The following is a 21,710-nucleotide window of genomic DNA, read 5'->3' on the forward strand; positions in this document are numbered from 1 at the left end:
AAACCGGGAGGACGACATGGCCGCGACGTGGTCGGGTCGCGGCCTGTTCCGGCAACGGCGACTAGAAGCGGGTGATCATGCCGACGCCGATACCAACCTGGCTGCGCGAGGACGACGGCGTGCTGTTTTGGCCATCACCGATCGACGCGGTGGCGTTGACGATGCTGGTGCTCGTGGCGCTCGCCAGGAGCGTCTGGCCCCCGGCGCGCTGATAGGCCTCCGCGGCATACAGGCCTGTCCGCTTGGACAGGCTGTAGTACTGCACGAGATTGAACTGCGAATAGCTTGCAGGACTGGAGATGCGGTTCGCCTTCGTCGCACGCGTGTAGCTATAGCCTGCGGCCAGGTCCAGTGCCGTAAGTGGCCTCCAGTGCACCACCGCGCCACCTGTATTGAAGATCGCCGTGTCGCGGAATGCGGAACCTGTGCCGGGAACATACTGCACGTTGGAGTACGAGGCAGTAATGTCCCATTGCGGGTTGATGTTATATCCCGCCGTCACCGCAAAGCGCTGCTGTGCTCTCGCCGTCTGGTAGCCGGTATTGATTGCCGAGACGGCGGGTTGGGAGCCGTTATTCGACAGGGTCGAGTTGGAGCCCCAGGGACCACCGTTCGTTGTCGCGTTATTGACCCGCATGAAGCCTGTAGCAATGCCGATTGGTCCATTGGTGTACTGGGCCGCCACGCTCCATGTCGAGCCGCTGTACAGCGATCCCGGAGTACCACTCAGCGCGTAGGAGCCGCCCAGCGTCAGGCCATTGAAGACCGGCGACGTATACTTGAGTTCGTTGCTGACACGATAGCTCGTATCGAGCGAGTCGATATCACCGGGGTGGGCACCGTATGCGCCGGTCAGCCATTTGGTCGGACTGTAGGGTGACAGAAGCTGATAATAAGACGTGTACTGGCGCCCCCCTGTGAACGTGCCGTAGCTTTTATTTTCCACGCCCACAAATGCCTGGCGATTGAACGCCAACCCGGACACAGACTGGGCGCCGGTTGCGCTGCTGAAGCCTTCTTCCAGTACGAAGATGGCCCTCGTGCCATCGCCCAGATCTTCGCTGCCTTTCAGCCCGAACCGGCTGCCCGACCACATGCCGCTGTTCATAGTAATTGACGATTTTCCGCCGGTCGCGCCTTTTGGCGTCGAACTGCTCAAGTATCCGATACCTGCATCAACGATTCCGTACAACGTAACGCTGCTTTGCGCGAAAGCAGGAGCGGCTGCCAGCACTGCGGTGCTGGTCAGGGTAATTTTCACGTGTTTTATTCGCTTCATCGTTCGCTTCCTTGGTGGTGTTGGGTTTGGCTCGAAGGATCTTTTTGTGTGGTGATCGGATCTGTTTTCCTGACTGCCAGAGAGTTGATTTAAATTGGCAGTACAAAGTTTTATGTGTGGATATTTTCGTTTTTGATTGCCTTCATAAGTGAATTAGATCTGAGGTGTTGGCACTGGGTTTAGAGATGAAAGTCGGCTGTGGCCGCTACTGCGCTTTAGACGTCTGCGCTCGGCCGGCGAGCGAATGTTCCGCAATATTGGCTAGCCACGTTGCTATGGTGATTGGTAGTCCGAATAATATTGAAAAATCGGAATCGACAATTTGACGCTACTGCCATTATTTTTGAGCGACATAAAAGTCGACGTATTTCTAGCAGTCTCTCTTTTACGTTACCGTTTATGAACGTTTTAGAAACTTCTAAACATTTCAAAAATAGGCTATCTGCGCTCTCGCATGTTTGCGTAGATAACTACTTTCGGCGTTTATCGATGATCCCTGCCCATTCCAGTCAGCTTGAAGTGGATCAATAGCTGCTCCACGTGCGATCTCATGCATGACTGCCGCCCGACGCGGCGAGGAATATTCCTTTTGGGAACGTCTCTCGCGGGCTCCTCTACTGAATGTGTCTCTTCTGCCTGCTATGCAAACCGTTGCCGTCCATGCCGCACGGGCGTCGTATGCCACCGTGCATATGACCGGCTCGCCGAACCTTCGCTATCGAACCACCGCTTAGCGCAAGCACAGATCGAAGCATATCGCCGCGAATCTACCCGAGGAAATTCTATTTCTTCGGTCGAGTATTCGACTTTGCTATACATAGTGTTTACGCGGACCAAAGATTCACTCTCGATCGCGCCGACTGAAAATCGAGCCGGGCAGTCAGCCTATCCCGCCAGTTTTTCTGGCAGGGTGTTTGGGGACGATCCCGATGACGATGATCGGCAACGTGCGGCGGATGTTCGATCGCCAGAATAGGTCGGCACGCGAGATAGCGCGTTTCGCGAGCCTGTCGCGCAACACGATTGGTAAATATCTGAACATGGATGTTCAGGAGGAGCTGAGGTATCGGCAGCGCTTCCAGCCTTGATTTCGACGCGGAGCGCGTGACCCAGAACAATTTGCGGGCGATGTGCCAAAGGCGCAGATCGCATTTTTGCGGAGCAAAGAAAAAGGGCTCAGCTTGCGCTGAGCCCTTCGTATCTTTGGTAGGCCGTACGGGATTCGAACCTGTGACCAACGGATTAAAAGTCCGCTGCTCTACCAGCTGAGCTAACGACCCAAAAGAGAAGCGAAATTATAGCGATAGCCTCGGCGCGCTGTCAACCCATCGCGGCCATCCGAGCGATCGGCGCTTCAGATAGTGAAGAGCCCGGGCATCACTGCCCGGGCTTTTCAGCGAGAGGCGCGCGTGGCTATGACGTCGGTCACTGCGCGTTACTGCCAACTACTTGAGCAATACCACAACTACTTGATCTGCGAAAGCTTGCTCTGCGCCGACTGTGCGACGTCCGAGCCGCCGTATTGCGCGACGATCTGCTCCAGCGTCTTCTTAGCCGCAGCCTTCTGACCTTGCTCGAGCTGATTGTTGGCAATTGCCAGCAGCGCTTCCGGCGCCCGCGGATGCTGCGGATATTTCTGCACCACGCCCTGCCAGGTCGCCGTCGAACCCTTGTAGTCGCGCAGTGCATACAGCGCGTTGCCGAGCCAGTACTGCGCGGTCGGCTGGTAAGGGCTGTTCGGGAACTTGGCGATGAAGGTGCGGAACGACGCCGCCGCATTCTTGAAGTCGCCGTTGCGGAATTGCTGTGAAGCCGCGTTGAACGAATCGGTCTCACCCGGCTGCACCTCGCCCTGGACGCCGTCCACCGTCTGCTGCTGCGGCTCGAATTTCTTCAGGCGCGTGTCCAGATCGGTGTAGTAGTCCTTTTGCTGCTTTTGCACCGTGGCGAGCTGGTTGGCCATGTCCTCGTTCTGTCCACGCAGCGTGGCGACCTGCTGATTCAGCTGGTCGAGACGGTTGGACTGATCGAGGATGGTGCGCTGCGCGGCCGACAACTGACTCGACAGGCTATCTGTCTTCGAACGCAGGTCGAGAATAGCCTGACGGGCCTGGTCGTCGTCGAAGATGCCCGCATGCGCGGGCACGGCCGCGAAGGCCGTGCCCGCGACGCAGGCCGCTGCGGCAAACCGCAGCCAGGAGAAACGATGCGTCATTCGGCTCATCACCCGTTACTTACTGTTGGTACACGAGGTCGGCGCGGCGGTTTTGTGCCCACGACGATTCGTCATGACCCGTAGCTTGCGGCTTTTCCTTGCCGAGGCTCACGGCTTCCATTTGCGAGTCCGTCACGCCCATCAGCGACAGCGAACGGCGCACAGCTTCAGCACGCTTCTGGCCGAGTGCCAGGTTGTACTCGCTGGTGCCGCGTTCGTCGGTGTTGCCCTGGATCAGGACGTGGCGTTGCGGGTGGCTCTTCAGGTATTGCGCGTGTTGTTGCAGCAGCGATTGGTAGTCGTCCTTGACCGAGTAGCTGTCGAAGTCGAAGTAAATGCTGCGCTTGGCCAGCGGGCTGTTCGGATCGTTCAGCGGGTCGACGTTGACCGTCGCGACATCGTTCGGATTCGGCTGTGCCGAAACCGTACCACCCTTGTTAGCGTTTTCGTCGAGCTTGACGCCCGAGTGGCACGCGGCCAGTGCACCGACCATCAATACGGCAAAAGCGAAGCGAAGTTTGGACATCATTTTGATAACTCTCCTTGTGTTATTGCATCAACGTTATTGCATAAACGGGCCCCAGGATGGCTCGCGTACGCTGCCACCCTGAACGGACAGGACCTGCCGAGTGCGACCGTCGGTCGATACTGCGGCCAACACGCCACGGCCGTTCACCTGTGTGGCGTAAAGAATGTACTGACCGTTCGCCGCGAAACTCGGCGATTCGTCATGTGTCGTGTCCGTCAGGCCTGTGGCGGTGTTGCCTTGCAGGTCCTGGATGTAGAGCTTGAACCCGCCGCCGACGCGCGAGATATAAGCGAGCTGTTTGCCGTCCGGGCTCACGCGCGGGCTGGTGTTGTAGCTGCCCGTGAACGTGACGCGTTGCGCGGCGCCGGCGTTTTCACCTTGCGCCGACATCTTGTAGATTTGCGGCTGGCCGCCACGGTCGCTGGTGAAATAGATCGACTGGCCGTCGGGCGAGAAGCACGGTTCGGTGTCGATCGAGCTGCCTTGCGTGAGACGGCGCAGGCCGCTGCCGTCCGCATTGACGGCGAAAATCTGCGTGTTGCCGGTGCGCGAGAGCGCGACGGCCAGCGTGCGTCCGTCCGGCGACCACGCCGGCGCACTATTGTTGCCCTTCTGGTCCGAAACGACCACGCGGCGGCCCGTAGGCAGGTCGTGGATGTAGACGATCGGCTTCTTCTTTTCGAACGAAACGTAAGCGACCTTGGTGCCGTCAGGCGACCATGCCGGCGAGATGATCGGCTCGGGGCTCGACAGCGCGATGTGCGCGTCCTGGCCGTCCGAATCGGAGATCTGCAGTTGATAACGGCCGCCCGTCTTGATGACGTACGACAGGCGCGTGGCGAACACGCCGCGGCCGCCCATCAGCTTCGCGTAGATGTAGTCCGCGACCTTGTGCGCGCTCATGCGCAGGCCGCTTTCCGGGCTCACCAGCACGAGGCCGCCGAGGCTTTCGCCCTTGACGGTGTCGTACAGCTTGAAGCGCACTTCGTACTGGCCGTTCGGCAAGCGGTTCACGCTACCCGACACGAACGCGTTGGCGCCCTTGGCCTTCCAGCTGCCGAGGTCGACGGAATCCGTTTCGGCAACCGGCGTGGAGCCCGCGTCGATATTCGTGAATTTGCCGCTGCGTTGCAGATCCTGACGCACGATCGTGCTGACTTGCTGCGGCGAGTTCGCTTCGTTGGCGAAATTCGCCGTTGCGATCGGAAACTGGGTGGACCCGACGCCTGTCACGAGGACGTTGAGTTGTGCGTGGGCGGCGCCGCCGACGGCGATCAGGCACGACGCTACAAGTGTCCGCAGGCCTAGCTTGGTCATCAAACTCATGCTGTATGGATTCCCCAAAAACGGTTTTACTAACACTTCAAGACAGCAGACAGACCCGAAAAGAACTAATTCGTTCCCGAGCGCGCCCCGGTGGGCAGGGAGCAGAGTCTGCTGTCAACTGATTGTCAAACTACAGTGAATCAACCGGCCGGGCGCAACGTAATCAGGAAGCTGGTCGGTGTCTTGCCATTGATGTCCAGAGGCATCGGATCGGTACGCTGGACGGCGCGCAGTGCGGCATCGTCCCACGCAGCGTTGCCGCTGCTGCGCGAAATCGTGGCGCCCAGCAAGGTACCCGTCGGTGAGCAGCGTACGGAGACCACTGTCTCCAGGCCACTCGTTTCGCCGCCCCACGAAATATTCGGGCGCACGGCGCGACGCACCTTGTCCGCGTAGCCCGGCGATGCCGCCGTGCCACCCGAACCGCTGCCCGTGCCGCTCTTGCCAAGCCCGTCGCTGTTCGAACTGGTGCCCCCGGCCGAACCCTGCATCATCTGAGCGACGCGCGCGCGATGCTCGGCATCCGCCTTCTTTGCTTGCGCCGCGGCTTCGGCCTGAGCCTTGGCCTTCGCTGCCTTCTGCGCGTCGGCCTTCTTCTGCGCTTCAGCCTCGGCTTGCTTCTGCTGTTCCAGCTTCTGTTCCTGCTGCTGTTCCTTCAGTTGCTGCTGCTTCTGCTGCTCGGCCAATTGCTGTTGTTTCAGCTTGTCGGCCTGTTGTTGCTGTTGCTGCTGTTTCAGCTTGGCCGCCGCAGCTTTCTGCGCGGCGAGTTGTGCCGCCTGCTCGGCAGCCAGTTGCTGCTGACGCTTCGCCTCGGCTTCCTGTTGCGCCTGCAGCTTCTGCTGACGTTGCTGTTCAGCCAATTGCGCCTCGCGAGCCGCTTGCTGCTGTTGACGCTTCTTTTCCTGCAGCGCGATGTCTGCCTGGTCGTCGCGCACCGGCGGAGGAGGGGCCACAACCGGAGCGGGCGGCGGCGGAACGGGACGCGGGATCGCCGTATCCGGCACCTCGGTCCACAACTCCGCTTCCGCGCCTTCCGGGGTGCTGTTTTGCCACTGAATGCCGTGGTACAGGAAGAACCCGAGCAGCGCGTGCATCACCAGCGCGAACGCAAAGGCTCGCCCGGTGCCGCGTTCACGCGGTGGCTGGAGCGGGTATTCGGAATTCTTGCGGATCATTGCGATTTGACGAGCAATCCAACGCGCTTGACGCCGCGAGCTTTCAACTCGGACATCACGTTCATGACGACTTCGTACTTGACGGTCTTGTCGGCGGCGATCACGACCGGCTGATCAGGATGCGATTGCGCGCGATCGGCGATGAAGCCGTTCAGATCGGCTTTCGTCATGTTCTCCTGCTGTTGTGCGCCCGAGTCGTCCTTGTACTTGACGCTCATGTTACCGTCTGCGCGAATGTTCACGATCACGGGCGGCGTTTGCTGTTGCGGCGCGGCGCCGCCGACGGTCGGCAGATTGACGATCGACGGGGCCACGAGCGGCGCAGTCACCATGAAGATCACGAGCAGCACGAGCATCACGTCGATGTAAGGCACGACGTTGATGTCGGCCATCGCGCGGCGCGAGCGGCTGCCGCGCATGCTGGAGGAGCGAGAGCCTGCCATCGTGGACTCCTTACTGTGCCTGACGCTGCAGGATGTTCGAGAATTCTTCGATGAAAGTCTCGAAGCGGATGGCCAGGCGGTCGATGTCGTGCGCGTAGCGGTTGTAGGCAACCACGGCCGGAATCGCGGCGAACAGACCGATGGCGGTGGCGGTCAGCGCTTCGGCAATACCCGGCGCGACGTTGGCCAGCGTGGCCTGCTGCACGTTGGCGAGGCCGCGGAACGCATTCATGATCCCCCACACCGTGCCGAACAGACCGATATATGGACTGACGGAGCCGACAGACGCGAGAAACGCCAGGTTGGCTTCGAGCACGTCCATTTCACGCTGGAACGCGGCACGCATGGCGCGCCGTGCGCCGTCGAGAATCGCGCCCGAATCGTTCAGACGCTTTTCCTTGCCTTTCAGGAATTCGCGCATGCCGGACTCGAAAATCCGTTCCAGTGCGCCGATCGTGTGACGGTTGTTCGCGGCGCTCTGATACAGCGCCTGCAGGTCGCCACCCGACCAGAAATCGCGTTCGAAACGCTCAGTTTGCGCGCGCGCCCGGCGGATCGCAAACCACTTGCGGAAAATGAAAGTCCACGACAGCAGCGACAACAGCAGCAGCAGGGCCATGACAGCCTGCGCCAGCAGGCTTGCGTTGAGTACGAGTGAAACGATCGACAGATCTTGTGTAGTGTTCATAAAGGTTCGTTTTAACGTCCCGAAAGGGGGCGTCCGGCTGCAAGGCCGCTCGAAGCTTGCCGTGAGCAAAACGGAAGCATCGGCGATATTGCAAGCCGAACCATGCTTTGTGTTGCTTGATCGTTACGAGTTCACTGACCCCGTAACAACGGCGTTCATTCGTTGTCCGTTGACACGCGGGGCTCGTTCACGTTCGGGCCGCGCCGCAAGGCGTCGAGAACCGGCGGAGGAATCGCGGCCGGCCGCAGCGCAATGCGGTCCACGCAGCCGACCCGGATGGAACCGGTAGCAAGCAGCGTGCCGTCCCGCCACGCCTCTTGTGCGAAATCGACCGAGGCTCTACCGAGCCGTTCGATCCGGCTGACCACGTTCACTACATCGTCGAGCCGGGCCGGCGCCCGATAATCGACCGCGGTGCTGCGGACGATGAAAATCGCGCCTGCTTCGTCCGCCAGCCGATTCTGGTCGACGCCGCACGCGCGCAGCCATTCGGTGCGCGCACGTTCGAAAAACTTCAGGTAGTTCGCGTAAAACACGATGCCGCCGGCGTCGGTATCTTCGTAGTACACGCGGATTGGCCACGTGTAGCCGATTTCCGCGCCGGGCTGGCTGGTCGACATATTCATGCGGCGCATTTTACCGGAACGCACACCCCCAGGTCTGTTTCAAGATGTGCGCCCCGTCCGGCGGACTTCAGCCGGGATTTCAGCCGCGATGCACGGACAAGGCGGAGAACGATTGAGCCACCGGCATCAGTTCGATCGTGTTGATGTTGACGTGCGCGGGGCGCGTGGCGATCCAGTAGATCGAGTCGGCGATGTCGTCGGGCGTCAGCGGCTGCACGTTTTCGTACATTTTGCCGGCCTTCACGTCGTCGCCGCGAAATCGCACGTTCGAAAACTCGGTGCCGCCGCACAGGCCGGGCTCGACGTTCGTCACCCGCAGCGCGGTGCCGGCCACATCGGCGCGCAGATTCAGGCTGAACTGATGCACGAACGCTTTGGTGGCCCCGTAGACGTTGCCGCCCGCGTAAGGCCAGCTGCCGGCGGCCGAGCCGAGATTGAAAATGTGGCCGCGATTGCGTTCCACCATGCCGGGCAGGAGCGCGTGCGTTACCTGAACGAGCCCCGTGCAGTTGGTCTCGATCATGGTGTTCCATTCGTCGAGACTCGCTTTCTGCGCCGGTTCGATGCCGAGCGCGAGGCCGGCATTGTTGACCAGCACGTCGATGGCGGCGAAGTCGGCCGGCAGCGAGGCCGGCACGGCTTCGACGGCGGCGCGGTCGCGCACGTCGAGCTCGTACGGCAGAAGCGCGTCGCCGAGTTCGTCGGCGAGCTCTTGCAGGCGGTCCTTGCGGCGAGCGGTGGCGACGACGCGATGGCCGCCTTTGACGAAGGCGCGAGCGATGGCGGCGCCGAATCCGGCGGACGCTCCGGTGACGAACACGATCATTGCAGTGGTTCCCAGGCTGGTAAGAGAGAAAGGCCCCAAGCCTACTTCCATTGCGGCGCTGCGGCAAGGATGAACCAACCGCACGAGAGGCCGTGGCAGGGAGGCGACGCGAGTTTCCGTGGGATTTTCCTCAGACGGTTGTGCGCCGCATAAGAACGCTCTGCGGGCCGCCAGGCGGGCACCCGCGGGGGCGGCCGGAAGCCGGTTGCCTATTCGATCCGCTTCCAATAAACTAACGCGCTCATCCCTGCGTGACTGGCGATAGAACCGGTTCAAACAACCGGATTCAAGGTGGAGCAACCCACCGTGAAGCGCAGGGTGCCGTTTTGCCGTTCGCCTGGGCAGCCGTGATCCGCGCGCATCGATCTGCGCTGACGGTGGCTGTCCTGCCTCGCGTGTGCGGCGACTCTCCATCCGCCACGTCAGGGCTGGCCCAGCCGCCAGCAGCGCTGCGTACCCTCTACGCAAGATTCGGCGCACGATCCGGTCAACCTGAACACATTCAACGGAATCCGTATGTTTGACAGAGCCCAAAGCACCATCGCCAACGTCGATCCTGAACTCTGGAAGGTCATCGAGCAGGAAAACCGCCGTCAGGAAGAGCATATCGAACTGATCGCGTCGGAAAACTACACGAGCCCGGCTGTTATGGCTGCGCAAGGCTCGCAACTCACGAACAAGTACGCTGAAGGGTATCCGGGCAAGCGCTATTACGGCGGCTGCGAATACGTCGACGTCGCCGAGCAGCTGGCGATCGACCGCGTCAAGCAACTGTTCGGCGCCGAAGCCGCGAACGTGCAGCCGAACTCCGGCTCGCAGGCCAACCAGGGCGTGTTCTTCGCCATGCTCAAGCCGGGCGACACGATCATGGGCATGAGCCTCGCGCACGGTGGCCACCTCACGCACGGTTCGCCGGTCAACATGTCGGGCAAGTGGTTCAACGTGGTCAGCTACGGTCTGAACGAAGCCGAAGACATCGACTACGACGCTGCGGAGAAGCTCGCTCAGGAACACAAGCCGAAGCTGATCGTGGCGGGCGCCTCCGCGTTCTCGCTGCGTATCGACTTCGAACGCATGTCGAAAATCGCGAAGTCGGTCGGCGCGTACTTCATGGTCGACATGGCGCATTACGCCGGTCTGATCGCCGCGGGCGTCTATCCGAACCCGGTGCCGCACGCCGATTTCGTCACCACCACCACGCACAAAAGCCTGCGTGGCCCGCGCGGCGGCGTGATCCTGATGAAGGCCGAGTTCGAAAAACAGATCAACTCGGCAATCTTCCCGGGCATTCAAGGTGGTCCGCTCATGCACGTGATCGCCGGCAAGGCCGTCGCGTTCAAGGAAGCCCTGTCGCCGGAATTCAAGGCCTATCAGCAGCAAGTCGTCGAAAACGCGCGCGTGCTGGCTGAGACGCTCGTCAAGCGCGGTTTGCGTATCGTGTCGGGCCGTACCGAAAGTCATGTGATGCTCGTCGACCTGCGCGCGAAGAAGATCACCGGCAAGGCTGCGGAAGCCGCGCTGGGCGCCGCGCACATCACCGTCAACAAGAACGCGATCCCGAACGATCCGGAAAAGCCGTTCGTGACGAGCGGCGTGCGCCTCGGCTCGCCGGCCATGACCACGCGCGGCTTCGGCGTCAAGGAAGCCGAGCAGGTGGGCAACCTGATCGCCGACGTGCTGGACAACCCGGAAGACGCCGCCACGATCGAACGTGTGCGCGGCCAGGTCGCTGAGCTGACCCAGCGCTTCCCGGTTTACCGCTAAGCCGCCATGCATTGCCCCTTCTGCCGTCACGCCGATACGCAAGTGGTCGACTCGCGCGTATCCGAAGACGGCGCGACGATTCGCCGGCGCCGCCGCTGCCCGGCCTGCGACAAACGTTTCACGACGTATGAGCGGGTCGAGCTGGCGTTGCCGTCGGTCGTCAAGAAGGACGGTAGCCGCACTGAGTTCGACCGCCGCAAGATCGTCGCGAGCATGCAACTGGCGCTGCGCAAACGCCCAGTGGCAGCGGACGCGATCGACGCCGCGGTTGCCCGCATCGAGTATCTGTTGCTCGGCAGCGGCGAGCGCGAAGTGCGCAGCGAGCGCCTCGGCGAACTCGTGATGAACGAATTGCGCGCGCTCGATACCATTGCCTACGTTCGTTTTGCTTCCGTCTACCGGCGCTTCGAAGACGTCTCCGAATTCGAAGACGTGATTGAAGAATTTCGCCGCGCCTCTTCTCCTCCCAAGCCTTCCCGCAAACGCTGAACGCAGTCGCATCGCGCGTTGCGTTTGAAGCGCCGATCTGTTTCGCGTTGTTTCGCGCATCCGTATCTCCCGCTGCCGTTATGGATTGTCGCGTGCATTTTTGCGCGGGATAGCGTCTGAGTGCCATCTGGCCGTTCGGCCGATTGTTGGTCGATTTGCAAGTCGCTAGATTGACTGCATTCTTCGAATCGATCAGGGATGCAGATGAATCAGAATGCAGTCCGTCCGCCGCGATACCGCGGCTTCACGCTTGTCGAAACGCTGGCCGTTATTGCGTTGCTGGCCGTGGTCGCTGTAATGGCCACGCCGTCGTTCGTAGCGTGGCACGTGCGAGACCAGGTCGACGCCCGCGCGAAGGCGCTTGCCTCGACGCTCGCTTATGCGCGCAGTGAAGCGTTACGCCGAGGCGCGCGCGTCACCGTGTGCCGGACCGATGCCGCGCGCCATTGTCTCGCGGCGGGGCAGCCGTGCGGCAATGGCGTCGCTGACTGGTCGTGCGGCTGGGCCGTTCTGGCCGACCGTGGCGGCACGCTATCGCTCTTGCGCGCGCAACCTCTGCTTGCGGCCGTGCGTATCACCGGCACGCAGACGAATCTCACGTTCACGCCGCCGGCCGGACAATTGATCGGTACGTTTCGCAGTTTCGATATCGCGCCGCGTACACCGTCGAGGGTGACGCAAGGGGACAAGTGGCGACGCTGCATTCACATTGCTGCGGGCGGCCGCGCGCGGGTCGTCGAGGGCGCATGCGGAGCAGCGTCATGATCAGATATTCGCAGAGTCTGTACTTGCGCTGCTGCGATTCCAGATGTGGCGGCAGCTCATTGATCGAAGTCATGCTGGCTGTCGCCTTAATGGCGGTCACCGCGCTGGGCTTGATCGCCGGTCAGTTATGGACCGCGCGCGAAGCCCGCGCGATGTCCCAGCGCGAACATGCTGCCTGGATAGCCGATTCCGTCGCGGAGGCGATGTGCGCTCCCACTTCGGGCGACTCGGCGGTCAGGCAATGGAGCGCGCGGGCAGCGACACTTTTGCCGCATGGCGAAGCCTCGGTGGGTGACATAGGCGGTGTGTCCGCGGCGCGTGTGACCTGGACCGCACTACGCGACTTGCCACCTTCTGACGACGTCATCGACAAGCCCGCGCCCTGCGGCGGAGCGGATCTGCCCGCGGGCTCGTCATGCGTAGTGCTAGCGTTTGCAAAATGACGCGGCGTTCGAATTCTGCTCGCGGCCACACCCTGGTCGAATTCGTGATTGCGATGGCGCTGGGACTGCTAGTGACTGCGGGTGCCGTCTCGCTCTACACGACGCAGCGGATCGCATTCGAACGCGCGGGCGATGCGATGCGGATTCGCGAAGCCGGTCTGACTGCGCTGACGCTGATTGGCCAGCAATTGCAAATGGCGGGCTTCGTACCCGCGGACATCGTGCGGTACAACAGTCCGCCGCCGCTGTTCGGATGCTCGGGAGGCCGCCCGACCGGCGCGGACGATAGCCCTGCCTGCGAGACCTTGCCCAGTCACTCGGACGGCGTCGCGGTCCGTTATGTTGGCGACAACGTCTCCACGTGGCCGTCGGCCAGCGGGCAAACAACCGATTGCCTCGGACAGGCCGTGTCAGGCAGCAGCGCCGCGCTCGGCGACCAGGGCGTTGCGGTCGTCAACCGGTACTTCGCGAGGGTCAGCGGTTCGACCGGTGAGCCGGAGCTGTACTGCGAAGGCAACGGCAGGACGGGATCCGCGCAACCGCTGGTCGAAGGCATCGAGCGCCTGCGGATCAAGTACTGGTTAGCCGGTGGGCTGGCCGCGATCGACGCCTCTGCCGTGACGGCCGATCAATGGGCGAAGATCGTCGCCGTCGATCTTTGCGTGCTTGTACGCGGCGCGCCATTGGGGCAACAGCGTTCGCGCTATGTCGATTGCGATGGCGTAAACGCTCTCGGTGCGGATTCGCGAACGCGTCAGGTGTTCTCGCGGCGTGTGGCGATACGCAATCATGTGGAGGGTTCGCTATGACGAGATCGCGAATGGAAAAGCAGCCGTACCGCACAGAGGGCAAGTGCATGAGACTTCACGATCAATCGGCAAACCTGACAAACCTGGCAGGCCTCAATCGAATGAGGTGCAACGTACGACGCACCAGGCAACACGGCATGGTCCTGCCGATCGTCCTGTTGATTTCAACAATGATGCTGGTCACATCCGCGGCCTGGTTCGAAACCTCACTGGCGGCAGCGCGTGGCACCACCAATGTTCGCGATTATTTGCAGGCCTTTCACGCCGCGGATTCGGCGCTGACCTTGTGCGCCCGCAGTGTCATCGCGGCTGCAAGTACGCAGTCCGCAGCACCGCTGCCGGTCGCGTCCGGCACACCGGCGCAATGGAAACTCGCAGCCGCATTCGAAGCAGGGGCCGTGACGCCCGTGGCGCAATGGCCCGGATCGGCGCGCGCGCCGCAATGTCTGATCGAGGCGTGGCGTCTCGCCACTCGTGCCGACGCGCGGGCCTATCTATTGACGTCGCGAGGTTTCGGCCATACCAGCGAGTCGCAGGTATGGCTGCAAATGGAACTGGTGGTCGATGGAGAGAAGATCGAACGTCATTGGCGGCGCGTTGCCGCCAGGCCGTTTTGACGGAGGCGACATGAAGTCGCATGCATCCGGATTCACGCTGCTCGAGTTGATGATCACGCTAGCGATTGCCGCCACGCTGGCCGTCTTTGCCGTGCCTTCGTATCGCAGCCATGTTGCGCGAACTCATCGAATCGACGCGGCGTCCGCGCTCTATCGCGCGGCGCAATTCATCGAAGGAGGGACAAACGACAGCGCGCCGACATTGCCGCCGGGCCTCGATCAGGCGCCGCAATTCGGCACGGCTGTCTATCGCCTGCATGTACTGCCCGCGGACGATGCAAACGGTGGCTATGCGATCGAAGCAACGCCGAGCGAATCCGGCCCGATGCGCGACGACACATGCGGCATTTTCACGCTCGATGCGACAGGATTACGCGGCAACAAAAACGCGGCAACCGGTTCGACCGCCGCTAGCGGCGACTGCTGGAATACGAGCTAGCGAACCAAACCGAGGCGTAGGGGCATGCAGGGTTGCCCTCAGTACCCACCATCCGTCGACTCAACCTTGCCACCCGATGACGCCGCCGAATCCCTCTTCATCTGCTGCCAGATCCGATAGGCTTCCCACCCGGCAAGACCGAGGCTGCCCCATTTGAGCACGGGTTTCGCGCCGGCTACGACGGTTGTGCGTAGCGGCTTGGCAAGCACGATCGAGGCGATCGAACTGATGAGCGGATATTGTTTGAGCAGGGCGCCGAAGCTGCCGGCGTTGACAAAACTCGCCTTCGAGCCTTTGCCCATGCGCATGCCGCCGAAACCCGGCAAAATAAATTTGAGCCAACTGAAGTGCGTGACCGCTTGTCGCAACTCGATGGTCGCCTGAGCGAGTTCCATGCGCTCGACATCCGCGCGCACCAGCAGCAGCTCCTTGCGCAGTGCGCGCAAATGCGGCGCGCTCAGATCTTTGGCCTGATGGCGCTTGTTACGGAACGCGGTATCGGAATGGTTCTGGCTCATGGCGTGTCGGCGGCAGTGAAAGTGGAGCAGAGGAACGGCGCTGCAAATCGCGCAAGCTTGTTAAGCGAGACGCAGAACCAAAGAGACGCAGGACGCGAGTGCCACGCGGTTGCGTCTCCCGGCTCACGGTTTGCGGAACACGTCGCGGTCTTTTTCAAACTCGGCGAGGGTCGCTTCGAACACCATCGGCGCATTGCGCAAACCGCTGCGCGCTTTCAGCGCGCAGGTCAGCCCGGCAATCGCGTAGACCGCGGTGATGCCGGCCAGCGCTTGCCAGCGGTAAGTGTCCCAGAAGGCGATGGCGATCAACGCGGTCAGCGCGATCAAGGCCATGGTGGCGAGCATCATGGCGGCAAGGCCGAGGAACAGCACGGCGAGCAAACGGTCCTTCTCTTCTGCGAGTTCGATGCCGACCAGTTCCAGCCGCGTTTGCAGAATGGCAAACACGGAACCGATTATGCGGCGCAACGGACTATGTTCTCCGCGCTGCGATTGTGTTTCGATCGTCATGGCTGTGGGCGTTGCGCGTGAAGGCCTAACCGGCGCGCGCGCGCGCCAGAAGAAGCGGACCGGCCAGGCATGCGCCGGTCAACTCGATTCGCTGGTGCGCCGGACGAGAAATGCCCGGCGACATTGCCAGTGTTTTACTTGCGGTTGATCAACAGCCCAAGCAGCACACCGGCGCCAGCGGCAATGCCGATGGACGCCCACGGATGCTCGTGCACGTAGTCGTCGGTGGCGCGGGCTGCCTTCTTGCCTTTTTCGACCACCACGACCTGAACGTCGGCCGCCTTTTCCCTGGCTTGCTTCAGGCGCGTCAGCGCCGTTTCACGCAGTTCCGAAGCGCGCTCGCCGGTGGCGCTCGCGGCCTGTTTCAGCAGATCTTCAGCGTCCGCGAGGACGGTTTTGATATCCGACATCAATCTCTCCTTGTTGATTTCCGACATTGACAGCTCCCCTTCGTCTCACGCCACGCGTGAATCGTAACCAAAGAAACGGCCGCTGGCGAGCGCAGGGCTCGGTTGGTTCACAACTCCGCACGAACCGTTCCCGCTTGAAGCATAGCCACAAACAACGCCACCACCGCACAACGTGCAGACAAAGTTTGCTTAAGATGGAGTTGATCTGTCCCGCAAAGTTTCCACTAAATCGGTGAAAATTACAAAAACGCATAAAGTAGTGACGCGATGTTGGTTCGTCATACACCGTCACCCCCGTATGCTTTATCGTTGCGGGGCGCCGCGTGTGAATGCTCGTGCGGCAATGTCCAAACCCATAGGAGATGCACAATGAGTCTACGTCTTGGCGATATCGCGCCGGATTTCGAACAGCAGTCGAGTGTCGGCCCGATCAAATTCCACGAATGGCTGGGCGATAGTTGGGGCGTGTTGTTCTCGCATCCCGCCGACTTCACGCCGGTCTGCACGACCGAACTCGGTTTGACCGCCAAGCTGGCCGACGAATTCGACAAGCGCAATGTGAAGACCATCGCGTTGTCGGTGGACAGCGCCGAGTCGCACAAAGAGTGGATCAAAGACATTAACGAGACTCAAGCCGCCAATGTCGGCTTCCCGATTCTCGCGGACGGCGATCGCAAGGTCGCCGAGTTGTACGACATGATTCACCCGAACGCCAACGAGACGCTCACGGTGCGCTCGCTGTTCGTGATCGATCCGAAGAAGAAGGTGCGCCTGATCATCACCTATCCGGCCAGCACCGGTCGCAACTTCGACGAAGTGCTGCGCGTGATCGATTCGCTGCAACTCACCGATAGCCACTCGGTCGCCACGCCGGGCAACTGGAAGCAGGGCGATGACGTGGTGATCGTCCCGTCGCTGAAGGACGAGGAAGTCATCAAACAGAAATTCCCGAAAGGCTATAAGGCGCTGCGTCCGTATCTGCGCATGACGCCGCAGCCGAAAAAGTAAAAGGTTGTATCGCCGCGAAGCGCACCGTTAGCCACGGTGCTCTCGATCGGATGAAAAAAAGCCAGTTCACGAATGAACTGGCTTTTTTATCGCGCTGCGCAAACCTGCCGCAATCGGAGCAATCCGCGCGATCCGTTCTTCAGAAAACCTTCAGAAAAAAGCCTGAATGCCGGTTTGCGCGCGCCCGAGAATCAGCGCGTGGATGTCGTGCGTACCTTCGTAGGTGTTCACCACTTCCAGATTCACCAGATGCCGCGCGATGCCGAACTCGTCCGAGATGCCGTTGCCGCCGAGCATGTCGCGCGCGAGCCGTGCAATGTCCAACGCCTTGCCGCATGAATTGCGCTTCATGATCGAGGTGATCTCAACGGCCGCGGTGCCTTCGTCCTTCATGCGGCCGAGGCGCAGCACGCCTTGCAGGCCGAGCGTGATTTCGGTTTGCATGTCGGCAAGCTTCTTCTGGATCAACTGGTTCGCGGCGAGCGGCCGGCCGAACTGCTTGCGATCGAGCACGTACTGACGCGCGGTGTGCCAGCACGACTCCGCCGCGCCGAGCGCGCCCCAGGCAATGCCATAGCGTGCCGAGTTCAGACAGGTGAACGGACCGCGCAAACCGCTGACTTCCGGAAAGCGGTTCTCTTCCGGCACGAACACTTCGTCGAGCACGATCTCGCCGGTGATCGACGCGCGCAGACCCACCTTGCTGTGGATGGTCGGCGCCGACAGTCCTTTCCAGCCCTTCTCGAGAATGAAGCCGCGGATCGCGTCCTTGCCATCTTCTTCGAGCTTCGCCCACACGACGAACACGTCGGCGATCGGTGAATTGGTGATCCACATCTTCGAGCCCGACAGCGAATAGCCACCGTCGACTTTCTTGGCCCGCGTGACCATGCTGCCTGGATCGGAACCGTGATTCGGCTCGGTCAGACCAAAGCAACCGATCCATTCACCGGTGGCAAGCTTCGGCAAGTACTTCTGCTTCTGCGCCTCCGAGCCGAATTCGTAGATCGGCACCATGACCAGCGACGACTGCACCGACATCATTGAGCGGTAGCCGGAATCGACGCGCTCCACTTCGCGCGCGATCAAGCCGTACGCCACGTAGTTCAGACCGGGGCCGCCGTATTGCTCAGGAATGGTCGGGCCGAGCAGGCCGAGTTCGCCCATCTCGCGAAAGATCTCGATGTCGGTCTTTTCATGACGGAACGCTTCGAGCACGCGCGGCTGCAGCTTGTCTTGCGAGTAAGCCGCGGCGGCGTCGCGCACCATGCGTTCGTCTTCGGTGAGCTGCTGATCCAGCAGCAACGGGTCTTCCCAGTGAAACTGCGCGGCCTCGGCCATGGCTTATCTCCTGATTCCTTGCTTGACGGAAACGTGTTTGCGCTTGACTTGAGTTCCGCTATGCGAAACAATGTTTTGCAAACCACGTCCGAGTGTATCACCCCATGACGCCAACATCCACTCCCTCCGAACCGCTCGACGAGCGCAAATTTGTCGTCGCTCTGGCACGCGGGCTGGATTTGCTGCGCGCGTTCAAGCCGGGCGAAACGATGCTCGGCAATCGCGATTTCGTCGAACGCACGGGTTTGCCGAAGGCGACCGTCAACCGTCTTGCTTATACGCTGACTGTGCTCGGTTATCTGCGGCTCGACGAAACGCTGGGGAAATATGCGCTCGACGCCGGCGTGTTGTCGCTCGGTTTCGCGTTGCTTTCGGGTACGGACACGCTCGAACTCGCGCGCCCGCACATGCGCGTATTCGCACGCGACGTGGGCGCCGCAGTGTCGCTCGGTTGCCGCGACGGGCTCGACATGATCTATCTGGAGACGATCCGCAGCGAGACCGCATTGACGCTTGGGTTGGCGTCCGGTTCGAAACTGTCGATGCTGACGAGTTCGATGGGCCGCGCGTATCTGGCCGTGCAACCGTTCGACGTGCGCGCCGCGTTATTGGCGGAATTGAAAAAAGCGGCGGGCAAGGCAGGCGCCGAACTGGTCGCCGACGCCGAGCAGGAAATCGCCGCCTTCGCCGAGCAGCGCTGCTGCTATTCGTTCCGCGCGTGGCACGACGACGTGAACGCGGTCGCCGTGCCGTTTCGCGAGCCGCGCGACGGGCGCTGGCTGGTGCTGAGTTGCAGCGGGCCGGCGTCGTCGATGGGAGAGGATGTGTTTCGTGACAACGTCGCGCCGCGGCTGAAGGCGGTTGCGCGGCGTTTAGGCGATACCGGTTGACGCGAGCGGCGCGCGTTTGTCAATGCACCAGGTCAACGCGCTCCTCAAACCGCCCGGTCGTGATAATGCGCATTGAACAGCGGCCCTTGCACGAAGCGCACATCGTACTGCTGCAAAGCCTCGAACTGCGTTTCATCCACCACGCGGTTGAAGATCAGCGGGATTCGCAGCCGGCCCGCATAACCCACTAGCGGTTTAACCGTGGCATCGCGCAAAGCGGTCCCTGCATCCATCTTGAGAAAGTCGAGCCGCGCGGTCTCCGACACCGACAGAATCTGCCCTGCATTGGACAGATTGCCCGCCACCTTGAAGCCGTAGTGCTGGTAGCTCTTGGTCAGATAACCGAGAAAAGTCTTGTGCGCGACCGCCGCTGCGGGCAGCTCGATCACCACCCGCGAAGGGTTCAATCCGAACGACACCAGCACGCTCGAAAAATGCCGCCCGTGGTCGTACTTCACGCTCTTGAGCAGCCGCTCGTGCACGCGCAGAAATAGCAGACCATGCCGCTGGGCGCCAAAGAAATTGATGGCATGCAGCGCACGCGACATGCGGTCGAGCGCGACCAGTTCCTGATCGTCGGCGATGCGGTCGAACGGATCGAATACGTCGAACGGCGCCGCGTCGACCTGGTGCGTGACGGCCTGGAAGCCGAGTTCATCGCCGAAACGGTCCACCCCTTCGACCCCCGACGAAAGCGACTGCGCCAACGCATGCACGCTGATATCGAAGATCGGCTCATAGGCACTGGCGAGTTCGAAGCCGTCGAATTGCGCCAACGCGACGTCGTGATGCAAGCCTTGCCCCATCACCAGATGCTCGCAAAGAAACGGATGATCGGCGGAGCGGGCGATGAGGTTGGGGATGGTCGGCGGAATCATGTAGGCGTATGGATGGCGGTAGTGAGGCGCATCCATTGATGGTAGCAGTCTGAACCGCGCTCACATGAACAAATTGCTCATAACGTTATCCGGCCAACGCTTGTGCCGACGGGCCGTCCGGGGCTTTCAGGCGACGTTTCAGGGTTTACGTTGATTTCACTATACGTAATTCGTTTTACTATACGTAAATTGCGATGCGGCTTCCATCGCGTGATAGCTTGTGCCTTGCATGCAGCTTAGGTGCCGATCACAGGCGCTTTCCAGCAGTGTTCGGCCCCATCGCAACCACCGAACAAACCATCCAGTCAGCATCAGGAGACGACCCAATGAGCGCGAAACCGGCCGCGGCCGCTGCCAATGTGATCGAAGTCGAGCAGGTGCTCGGCGAAACGCATCACCCGGCATTCCAGTTGCTGCTGCTTGTGCTGTGCGGGCTGTGCCTCGTGATCGACGGCTTCGACGCGCAGGCAATGGGCTACGTTGCGCCGAGCGTGATCGGCGAATGGCATGTGTCGAAGGCGGCACTCGGTCCGGTGTTCAGCGCCAGCCTGTTCGGCATGCTGCTCGGCGCGCTCGGACTGTCGGTGCTGGCGGACCGCATTGGGCGCCGTCCGGTGCTGATCGGGTCGACGTTTTTCTTCGCGCTGTCGATGCTGGCCACGCCCTTCGTCACCACCATCCCCGCGTTGATCGCGCTGCGCTTCATCACCGGTCTCGGGCTCGGCTGCATCATGCCGAACGCGATGGCGCTGGTCGGCGAATTCTCGACCCCCGCGCATCGCGTCAAGCGCATGATGCTGGTGTCGTGCGGCTTTACGCTGGGCGCGGCGCTCGGCGGCTTTATCAGCGCGGCGCTGATTCCGGCTTATGGCTGGCGCGCGGTGTTCTGGGTTGGCGGCGCGGTGCCGCTGCTGCTCGCTTTGGCGATGCTTGTTGCGTTGCCGGAGTCGCTGCAATTCCTCGTTCTCAAAGGCCGCAGCGAGCGCGCGTTGCGCTGGCTCGCGAAGTTCAACCCGGCGCTGCCGATCGACGCGAACACACGGCTCGTCGTGCGTGAGAAGGGCAACGGCGGCGCGCCGGTCGCCGAGTTGTTCCGCGCCGGGCGCGGTCCGGTAACCTTGATTTTGTGGGCGATCAGTTTCATGAACCTGATCGATCTGTACTTCCTGTCGAACTGGCTGCCCACGGTGATGCGCGACGCCGGCTATTCGCCGAGCACGGCGGTGATCGTCGGCACGGTGTTGCAGACGGGCGGCGTGGTCGGCACCTTGCTGCTCGGCTGGTTCATCGAACGTTTTGGTTTTGTGCGCGTGCTGTTCGTGTGTTTCGCGGGCGCGGCGCTGGCGGTCGGCACGATCGGCACGGTGGCGCATGCGTTGCCCTGGCTGCTGCTCGTGGTGTTCGCGGGCGGCTTCTGCGTGGTCGGCGGACAGCCGGCGGTCAACGCGCTGGCCGGCCATTTTTATCCGACCACGCTGCGCTCGACGGGCATTGGCTGGAGCCTCGGCATCGGCCGGATCGGCTCGGTGATCGGGCCGCTGATCGGCGGCCAGTTGATCGCGCTGAACTGGTCGAACGCCGCGCTGTTTCATGCGGCCGCCCTGCCGGTGCTGTGCTCCGCGCTGCTGGTGATCGCGCTGGCCGCCGCGACGCGCCAACGCGGCCAGTCGCCGGAGCCGCGGACCGCATGAAATGACGAAATCGAGTATCAACGGAGAACCT

At 61.6% G+C, this 21,710-nt stretch carries 25 protein-coding genes, 1 tRNA gene and 1 riboswitch; of the genes, 11 read left to right on the top strand and 15 right to left on the bottom strand.

Going from position 1 to position 21,710, the window contains the following annotated elements:
* Positions 1-61 precede the first annotated feature (61 nt).
* Positions 62-1,279, bottom strand: coding sequence for a porin (locus tag BPHYT_RS03675; RefSeq protein WP_012431815.1), 1,218 nt, complete (start codon positions 1,277-1,279; stop codon positions 62-64).
* Positions 1,280-2,208: 929 nt separating this feature from the next.
* Between BPHYT_RS03675 and BPHYT_RS37945 the strand changes: the two genes are divergently transcribed.
* Complete coding sequence (locus BPHYT_RS37945; RefSeq protein ID WP_238535671.1) at positions 2,209-2,367, top strand: hypothetical protein; 159 nt, start codon at positions 2,209-2,211, stop codon at positions 2,365-2,367.
* A gap of 116 nt (positions 2,368-2,483) precedes the next feature.
* On the opposite strand, the gene BPHYT_RS03680 is transcribed toward BPHYT_RS37945, so the two are convergent.
* From BPHYT_RS03680 to ydfG, 9 genes are all read right to left on the bottom strand, one after another.
* Positions 2,484-2,559 (bottom strand) — tRNA-Lys (locus BPHYT_RS03680).
* A gap of 185 nt (positions 2,560-2,744) precedes the next feature.
* Positions 2,745-3,494 (bottom strand): tol-pal system protein YbgF, encoded by a 750-nt coding sequence (gene ybgF, locus BPHYT_RS03685; RefSeq protein ID WP_041758249.1) that lies wholly within the window; start codon positions 3,492-3,494, stop codon positions 2,745-2,747.
* Positions 3,495-3,513: 19 nt separating this feature from the next.
* Entirely contained in the window at positions 3,514-4,023 is a 510-nt protein-coding gene (pal, locus tag BPHYT_RS03690) for a peptidoglycan-associated lipoprotein Pal (protein WP_012431817.1), read from the bottom strand.
* A 33-nt stretch (positions 4,024-4,056) separates the two neighbouring features.
* A complete protein-coding gene (gene tolB, locus BPHYT_RS03695) occupies positions 4,057-5,349 on the bottom strand; it encodes a Tol-Pal system beta propeller repeat protein TolB (protein ID WP_012431818.1) in 1,293 nt (430 codons plus the stop codon).
* 140 nt (positions 5,350-5,489) lie between these two features.
* Entirely contained in the window at positions 5,490-6,524 is a 1,035-nt protein-coding gene (gene tolA, locus BPHYT_RS03700) for a cell envelope integrity protein TolA (protein ID WP_012431819.1), read from the bottom strand.
* The gene (tolR, locus tag BPHYT_RS03705; protein WP_012431820.1) at positions 6,521-6,967 is read right to left on the bottom strand and encodes a protein TolR; all 447 of its coding nucleotides are present in this window, start codon (positions 6,965-6,967) and stop codon (positions 6,521-6,523) included. The genes tolA and tolR overlap by 4 nt, the downstream gene beginning before the upstream one ends.
* Positions 6,968-6,977: 10 nt before the next feature.
* Entirely contained in the window at positions 6,978-7,655 is a 678-nt protein-coding gene (gene tolQ / locus BPHYT_RS03710) for a protein TolQ (protein WP_012431821.1), read from the bottom strand.
* A 155-nt stretch (positions 7,656-7,810) separates the two neighbouring features.
* Complete coding sequence (gene ybgC / locus BPHYT_RS03715) at positions 7,811-8,290, bottom strand: tol-pal system-associated acyl-CoA thioesterase (protein ID WP_012431822.1); 480 nt, start codon at positions 8,288-8,290, stop codon at positions 7,811-7,813.
* 70 nt (positions 8,291-8,360) lie between these two features.
* Positions 8,361-9,107 carry a bifunctional NADP-dependent 3-hydroxy acid dehydrogenase/3-hydroxypropionate dehydrogenase YdfG gene (gene ydfG, locus BPHYT_RS03720; RefSeq protein ID WP_012431823.1) on the bottom strand — a complete coding sequence of 249 codons (747 nt, stop codon included), beginning with the start codon at positions 9,105-9,107 and terminating at the stop codon, positions 8,361-8,363.
* Between the two features lie 241 nt (positions 9,108-9,348).
* A riboswitch (ZMP/ZTP riboswitch) is annotated at positions 9,349-9,457 on the top strand.
* A 166-nt stretch (positions 9,458-9,623) separates the two neighbouring features.
* Between ydfG and glyA the strand changes: the two genes are divergently transcribed.
* The 7 genes from glyA to BPHYT_RS03755 all read left to right on the top strand — a co-directional run bounded on the left by glyA (position 9,624) and on the right by BPHYT_RS03755 (position 14,433).
* Entirely contained in the window at positions 9,624-10,871 is a 1,248-nt protein-coding gene (gene glyA / locus BPHYT_RS03725) for a serine hydroxymethyltransferase (protein WP_012431824.1), read from the top strand.
* 6 nt (positions 10,872-10,877) lie between these two features.
* Positions 10,878-11,360 (top strand): transcriptional regulator NrdR, encoded by a 483-nt coding sequence (nrdR, locus tag BPHYT_RS03730; protein WP_012431825.1) that lies wholly within the window; start codon positions 10,878-10,880, stop codon positions 11,358-11,360.
* Positions 11,361-11,558: 198 nt separating this feature from the next.
* Positions 11,559-12,125, top strand: a complete 567-nt coding sequence (locus BPHYT_RS03735; RefSeq protein ID WP_041758251.1) for a GspH/FimT family pseudopilin — start codon at positions 11,559-11,561, stop codon at positions 12,123-12,125.
* On the top strand, positions 12,122-12,568 hold the full coding sequence (locus tag BPHYT_RS03740; protein ID WP_012431827.1) for a type IV pilus modification PilV family protein: 447 nt from the start codon (positions 12,122-12,124) through the stop codon (positions 12,566-12,568). Before BPHYT_RS03735 ends, BPHYT_RS03740 begins: the two co-directional genes overlap by 4 nt.
* Complete coding sequence (locus tag BPHYT_RS03745; protein WP_012431828.1) at positions 12,565-13,377, top strand: type IV pillus assembly protein; 813 nt, start codon at positions 12,565-12,567, stop codon at positions 13,375-13,377. Before BPHYT_RS03740 ends, BPHYT_RS03745 begins: the two co-directional genes overlap by 4 nt.
* Complete coding sequence (locus BPHYT_RS03750; RefSeq protein ID WP_012431829.1) at positions 13,374-13,994, top strand: pilus assembly PilX family protein; 621 nt, start codon at positions 13,374-13,376, stop codon at positions 13,992-13,994. Before BPHYT_RS03745 ends, BPHYT_RS03750 begins: the two co-directional genes overlap by 4 nt.
* Before the next feature lie 10 nt (positions 13,995-14,004).
* Entirely contained in the window at positions 14,005-14,433 is a 429-nt protein-coding gene (locus BPHYT_RS03755) for a type IV pilin protein (protein ID WP_012431830.1), read from the top strand.
* 38 nt (positions 14,434-14,471) lie between these two features.
* Here the strand turns inward: BPHYT_RS03755 and BPHYT_RS03760 are convergent, their stop codons facing one another.
* The 3 genes from BPHYT_RS03760 to BPHYT_RS03770 form a co-directional block, all read right to left on the bottom strand.
* Positions 14,472-14,951 carry a DUF3318 domain-containing protein gene (locus BPHYT_RS03760; RefSeq protein WP_012431831.1) on the bottom strand — a complete coding sequence of 160 codons (480 nt, stop codon included), beginning with the start codon at positions 14,949-14,951 and terminating at the stop codon, positions 14,472-14,474.
* A 123-nt stretch (positions 14,952-15,074) separates the two neighbouring features.
* On the bottom strand, positions 15,075-15,461 hold the full coding sequence (locus BPHYT_RS03765; protein ID WP_012431832.1) for a phage holin family protein: 387 nt from the start codon (positions 15,459-15,461) through the stop codon (positions 15,075-15,077).
* Between the two features lie 134 nt (positions 15,462-15,595).
* Complete coding sequence (locus BPHYT_RS03770; protein ID WP_011486909.1) at positions 15,596-15,898, bottom strand: DUF883 family protein; 303 nt, start codon at positions 15,896-15,898, stop codon at positions 15,596-15,598.
* 342 nt (positions 15,899-16,240) lie between these two features.
* Between BPHYT_RS03770 and BPHYT_RS03775 the strand changes: the two genes are divergently transcribed.
* A complete protein-coding gene (locus tag BPHYT_RS03775; protein WP_012431833.1) occupies positions 16,241-16,879 on the top strand; it encodes a peroxiredoxin in 639 nt (212 codons plus the stop codon).
* A gap of 150 nt (positions 16,880-17,029) precedes the next feature.
* On the opposite strand, the gene BPHYT_RS03780 is transcribed toward BPHYT_RS03775, so the two are convergent.
* Positions 17,030-18,220, bottom strand: coding sequence for an acyl-CoA dehydrogenase (locus tag BPHYT_RS03780; protein WP_012431834.1), 1,191 nt, complete (start codon positions 18,218-18,220; stop codon positions 17,030-17,032).
* Between the two features lie 104 nt (positions 18,221-18,324).
* Here BPHYT_RS03780 and BPHYT_RS03785 point away from each other — a divergent pair, with 104 nt between their 5' ends.
* The gene (locus BPHYT_RS03785) at positions 18,325-19,110 is read left to right on the top strand and encodes an IclR family transcriptional regulator (RefSeq protein WP_012431835.1); all 786 of its coding nucleotides are present in this window, start codon (positions 18,325-18,327) and stop codon (positions 19,108-19,110) included.
* 44 nt (positions 19,111-19,154) lie between these two features.
* Here the strand turns inward: BPHYT_RS03785 and BPHYT_RS03790 are convergent, their stop codons facing one another.
* Entirely contained in the window at positions 19,155-19,988 is an 834-nt protein-coding gene (locus BPHYT_RS03790; protein ID WP_041758746.1) for an EAL domain-containing protein, read from the bottom strand.
* A 326-nt stretch (positions 19,989-20,314) separates the two neighbouring features.
* Here BPHYT_RS03790 and BPHYT_RS03795 point away from each other — a divergent pair, with 326 nt between their 5' ends.
* Positions 20,315-21,679: an MFS transporter gene (locus BPHYT_RS03795; RefSeq protein WP_012431837.1), complete on the top strand. Its 1,365-nt coding sequence runs from the start codon at positions 20,315-20,317 to the stop codon at positions 21,677-21,679.
* Positions 21,680-21,710: the final 31 nt, after the last annotated feature.

This window comes from Paraburkholderia phytofirmans PsJN (assembly GCF_000020125.1).
In the GTDB taxonomy this organism is placed as follows: domain Bacteria; phylum Pseudomonadota; class Gammaproteobacteria; order Burkholderiales; family Burkholderiaceae; genus Paraburkholderia; species Paraburkholderia phytofirmans.